A 587-nucleotide genomic window follows, 5' to 3' on the forward strand; every position below is an offset into this window, starting at 1 on the left:
AGGCGGCGGCTCGCACCTTTACCTTGGGTTTCAGCAGAACGATCAGTAGCGTTTAGTTCAAAATGATTATTGCTCATGGATATAATCCTATAAAAAGAATGATGAAGTGTCTGGTCATAAAAAAGTGGATTTGCGACCAATCCACTAATACGTGATGATAGCTAAGATTTGTCGTTGCGTATAAATGACACAACTATCGATGTTAGCCATTTGCTTATAATAATGATTTTTATAGTAAAAATTACCACAATAGCCATTATTGTTCAGCATGATCAGCACTTTTGATAATGCCAACCTGATTGAATAAAACAAAAGGTCAGCACAGGCGCGCATTATACGGGATTTTGTAGTAATAATAAAGACCTACGCAAAAGGCCTACATAAAAATAGCGCCAAGTACTGATACTTGACGCTATTATTTTTATTACTAAATTTTTATTGTCACTACAATGTTATTAAAATTTATAGCGATGACTGTCTCATATTAGGCATCAAACATGGCGCTAATAGATTCTTCATTATTAATACGGCGTAAGCTTTCAGCAAGCATTGGCGCGATACTGACCTGACGGATTTTGCTACATGCT

1 pseudogene is annotated in these 587 nt (G+C 36.1%); it reads right to left on the reverse strand.

Features of this window, described 5'->3' with window-relative positions:
- Window positions 1–484: 484 nt before the first annotated feature.
- Window positions 485–587: pseudogene (locus ACS8FC_RS19300) on the reverse strand (ribose-phosphate pyrophosphokinase); the annotation flags it as partial.

It is taken from the genome of Psychrobacter sp. 1Y4 (assembly GCF_051847555.1).